Origin of the sequence: Puniceispirillum sp. (SeqCode), from assembly GCF_965657105.1 — a bacterium.
Taxonomy (GTDB): domain Bacteria; phylum Pseudomonadota; class Alphaproteobacteria; order Puniceispirillales; family Puniceispirillaceae; genus Puniceispirillum.
Genome location: NZ_CBFHNB010000093.1, coordinates 1 through 4,316, shown reverse-complemented (window position 1 = coordinate 4,316; position 4,316 = coordinate 1). Strand labels below are relative to the sequence as shown.

At 46.0% G+C, this 4,316-nt stretch carries 6 protein-coding genes; 1 reads left to right on the top strand and 5 read right to left on the bottom strand.

All coding sequences use genetic code 11. The features are described from left to right. A partial coding sequence (locus ACTF7Q_RS10210) for an FAD-dependent oxidoreductase (RefSeq protein ID WP_438997731.1) occupies positions 1-413 on the top strand: 413 nt, incomplete at its 5' end. Here the strand turns inward: ACTF7Q_RS10210 and ACTF7Q_RS10205 are convergent. The 5 genes from ACTF7Q_RS10205 to ACTF7Q_RS10185 all read right to left on the bottom strand — a co-directional run. Continuing rightward, positions 410-1,102, bottom strand: coding sequence for a hypothetical protein (locus ACTF7Q_RS10205; protein ID WP_438997730.1), 693 nt, complete (start codon positions 1,100-1,102; stop codon positions 410-412). The two genes, ACTF7Q_RS10210 and ACTF7Q_RS10205, sit on opposite strands and share 4 nt — an antisense overlap. Next, positions 1,095-1,478 (bottom strand): Mth938-like domain-containing protein, encoded by a 384-nt coding sequence (locus tag ACTF7Q_RS10200; RefSeq protein ID WP_438997729.1) that lies wholly within the window; start codon positions 1,476-1,478, stop codon positions 1,095-1,097. The genes ACTF7Q_RS10205 and ACTF7Q_RS10200 overlap by 8 nt, the downstream gene beginning before the upstream one ends. A 2-nt stretch (positions 1,479-1,480) precedes the next feature. Further along, on the bottom strand, positions 1,481-2,416 hold the full coding sequence (secF, locus tag ACTF7Q_RS10195) for a protein translocase subunit SecF (RefSeq protein ID WP_438997728.1): 936 nt from the start codon (positions 2,414-2,416) through the stop codon (positions 1,481-1,483). 49 nt (positions 2,417-2,465) lie between these two features. Next, positions 2,466-4,049 carry a protein translocase subunit SecD gene (gene secD, locus ACTF7Q_RS10190; protein WP_438997727.1) on the bottom strand — a complete coding sequence of 528 codons (1,584 nt, stop codon included), beginning with the start codon at positions 4,047-4,049 and terminating at the stop codon, positions 2,466-2,468. Positions 4,050-4,124: 75 nt separating this feature from the next. After that, the coding region (locus ACTF7Q_RS10185; RefSeq protein WP_438997726.1) for a preprotein translocase subunit YajC at positions 4,125-4,316 on the bottom strand (192 nt) is incomplete at its 5' end.

The window sequence follows — 4,316 nt, the reverse complement described above, 5'->3', positions numbered from 1 at the left end:
GCCTTGGTGGTTTGCACAGGAACACCTTCATTAATTCACCGCGCTTGCTTGATCCACAACTTCGGATGAAATCGAAGCCACGAATCCGTTTTGCGGGCCAGATCACGGGTGTTGAGGGGTATGTTGAATCAGCCGCTATTGGCTTGTTGGCTGGCCAGATGGCCGCCCTAGAAATGAAAGGTCAGGATTGGACACCACCGCCGCTTGATACGGCACATGGTGCATTACTGTCACATATCACTGGCGGTGCCATGGCGGATAGTTTTCAACCGATGAATGTCAATTTTGGTCTATTTCCTGAAATTGAAACACCGGCAGGTACAAAAAGGTTAAAAGGGCGTGATCGTAAGGCCGCCTATGCTGGGCGTGCACTTGATTCAATACGCGCGTGGAATGATGTAACGGCCAGCTAGTCGGGCATCTTGAAGCCAAATAAACGCCACCAAAGCAGTCGCCAGACCAGCAGATGATCCTGATCCAGAGAATCATATCCATAGATATGTTTGTGATACCCTATGATGGCGGCAAAATAGAGCCACCATTGCCGGTTTTCCTGCACCTGTTTTCGCAAGCTATCAAAAAACGCAACATCCAGTGATACAATTGACGCTTTGTCTTTTGTTGGCGTGCCGTGCAAGAAAGTGACGATTTTCTGCGCGCTATCGCCAGTATCATGGCAATCCAGATAATGACCAACCAATTGCCAACATATACCCCAAGCCTGGGTTGTCGAGGCCGTCTCGTCCATTGCGCAAGACTGCCATGCTTCTATTAATTTCAGAATATCATCACGTTTTATATCATCATTCTGTATATGCTTTTGTAAACGGACTACCAAAGGCGCGACATTGCCTTTATGGCTAGTGAGTGCTTCGGCTAATGTGTCATACCACCATTGAACGCGAATGGCTGCCAGCATCGGCTCTTTGGGAATGCGAAGGGCATTTTGCAATTCACCTGACAAACAAATTATATTAGCGGCAAGCGAGCGACGCTGGGTGCTTTCAAAGCCAAACACCAAAGCGATTGTTGGATCATGTGCTTTAAGCGCCATAATCGCGTCTTTGTGGAATTGATGGTCTAAAACTGGCGTATTATTCATCAACAGCGATCAAACCTGCGGCGACGTCACGCCCTTCACTCATCAACACATTCCATGTCCGGCAGGCAGCCGCGGTTGACATAACTTCAAGGTTGATATTGTTTGGCTTTAACTGGGCGGCAAGTTTAGGGTAAAGCTGCATAGGTGCTGGCCCAACCCCCAAAATGAATAAAGGTGGCGGCATATCGCCAAGCAAGGGGGCTAAATCATCAAAGGTCAAATTTTCCAAATTGGAAAGTGACCATGCCTTTGTCATTCGCGGCAGAACCAAAACATTTCCGGTATATCTTGTGCCGCTTATGCGAAATCCGTTATCACCATAGCCATGAATAAGCTGTAAATCGCCTTTTCCAGAAAAGGTGCTTATATCGACCATGCCTAACGCTCATACTCCGGCACTTCAACACCATCTTCATCATCATCAACACGCTTCAAATCAAAGCGTGACAGCATACCAACGGCTATAAACACTGATGAATAGGTGCCAATGAAAACACCCCATATCATGGCTAGGGCAAAGTCACGTAAAACAGCACCACCAAAAATCACAATCGCGGTCAGCGCTAGCAAAGTTGTAACCGACGTCATAACAGTTCGCGACAAGGTCTCATTTAGTGATCGGTTCAAAATATCACGCTGTTCATATGATTTGTAGCGCCGAAGATTTTCACGAACGCGGTCAAAGACAACAACCGTATCATTGATCGAATATCCGGCAATTGTCAAAATAGCCGCCACGGTTGCCAGATTGAATTCAAAAGATGTTAATGAAAACAGACCAATCGTTGACAATACGTCATGTGCCAGTGCCACAATCGCCGCAATGGAAAACTGCCACTCAAAACGGAACCAGATATAAACAAGAATGGCCATCAGCGCACACATAACAGCCAAAATACCTTTTTCAGCCAATTCGGCGCCAACAGTCGGACCAACAAATTCTGTCCGGCGAATGTCGTAATCACTTCCAAGCATGTCAGTCACCGCTTTAATGGCGGCAATTTGTGCTGTCTCGTCACCTTCTTGACGCTGAATACGAATCAGAACATCTGTCTCAGTGCCAAAACCTTGCAAGCTGACATCACCTAAATTCAAAGTGCCAAGGTCGTTACGGACTTTGGATATATCCGCAGGACCGTTCATGTTGCGTGCTTCCAGCAAGATACCGCCTTTAAAATCAATACCCAGATTAAGACCGACCGTTGCAAACATCCCAATTGATGTCAGAACTAGAAATGCTGACAGAACCATGGTGATTTTTTGCAATTTCAGAAAATCAAAATTGGTATCGCTTGGTACAAGTTTTAAACGCATTTTATATTTCCCTGATGGTCTTTATGGGGGCCTTACAACTGGATAAACGTTACAGCACCAGTTCGTTTGGTTTCTTTCGCTCTAGCCACAGCACAATGAACAGACGCGTAACCATAACGGCGGTAAACATGGATGTGGCAATGCCAATACCAAGAGTTACAGCAAAACCCTTAATGGGCCCTGAACCAAAAATATACAGGAACGAGGCAGCAAATAATGTAGTCAGATTCGAGTCTACAATCGTCGAAATGGCACGCTGATAGCCCCCATCAATGGCTGCCATTACCGACCGACCACGTTTTAATTCTTCCCTGATACGTTCAAATACCAACACATTGGCATCGACAGCCATGCCCATGGTCAAAACAATACCGGCAATACCCGGCAAAGTCAGTGTTGCTTGCAAGGCGGACAAGGCGGCAACAATCAAAACGACATTCACAAGCAACGCCATATCAGCTAGGATGCCAAACGTCCCATAGCTGAGGAACATATAGACAATAACAAGGCATAACCCAACAATAGCCGCTAATTTGCCAGCCTCGATAGAGTCCGCACCGAGGCCTGGGCCGATTGAGCGTTCTTCCATCACAATCAAAGGTGCTGGCAAGGCACCTGCCCGCAGAATGAGAGATAATTCGTTGGTTTCTGCAACGGTGAAATTACCAGTGATCTGGCCACTGCCAAAAATCTGGCTTTGTATCGTTGGCGCGGATACAACCTTACCATCCAAAACAATGGCAAAAGGCCGACCGATATTCGCACCTGTTACACGGCCAAAACGTTTGGCGCCCGCAGAATTAAGCTGAAAACTGACAGCTGGTTGGTTATTTTGATCAAAGCTGGCTGTAGCATTTTCCAGCATTTCACCACTGACCATGACGCGTTTTTCGACTACAAAATTACGACCATCCTCACTATCACTTGGCAATAGTATACTGCCAGGAGGGACACGACCACGCTCAATTGCTTCTTGTGGTGTGATCCGCATATCGACAAGTTGGAAGGTCAGCTTGGCAGTACGCCCAAGTAATCGTTTTACCGCTTCAGGGTCGTCAACACCGGGAAGTTGAACAAGAACACGATCCAAACCTTGTCTTTGAATGACAGGCTCTTTTGTGCCTTCAGGATCCAGCCGTCGGCGGATGATTTCGATAGATTGCGCAATCGTATTTGATTGCAATTCTGTCAGTCCGGTTTCGGAAAATGAAATGACATAGACTAACGCGGTGCTGGAAACATTTAAGCCAGGACCAAGATCATTAAGTATTGCCTCGGCCTTGTCAGCATCATCAGCATTCCGAATGGTAACTTGCACAGCTTTGCCATCAACATTCAGGCCAGCAAAGCGGATCTCTTCATTGCGGAACTCCTGACGTATGGTCTCACCAATACTGTCTAAGCGCTCTTGTTCAACAATATCCATATCAACACGCAACAACAGATGGGACCCACCTTGTAGGTCAAGACCCAGATTGATGTGCTTACCAGGAAGAAAAGCAAAGACAGACTCACCTGTGCTGTCTGACTGATTGTCATTTTGCGTGGGTGCCAGATTAGGCAGCGCAAAAAAGACGCCTAACAAAATGACAAAGAGAACAAGTAGCTTTTTCCAGCCTTCAAATTGCAACATTCGGTGCAAACCTTTTTATAAAAAAGTCAGTATGAAATTATCGCTATATGATTTTATTTATCAGTATAACGAACATTACTTCTTTTTGACTGGCTCAGTTTTGTTCTGTATATCAGCAATCATAGAGCGGATGATATGAACTTTTACGTCTTTGGCAATTTCAACTTCAACAGTCTCGCTATCATCAACGACTTTTACGATTGACCCGGTCAACCCTCCTGATGTGATGATTTTATCACCACGCCGAAGTGCACCAAGCATTTCTTT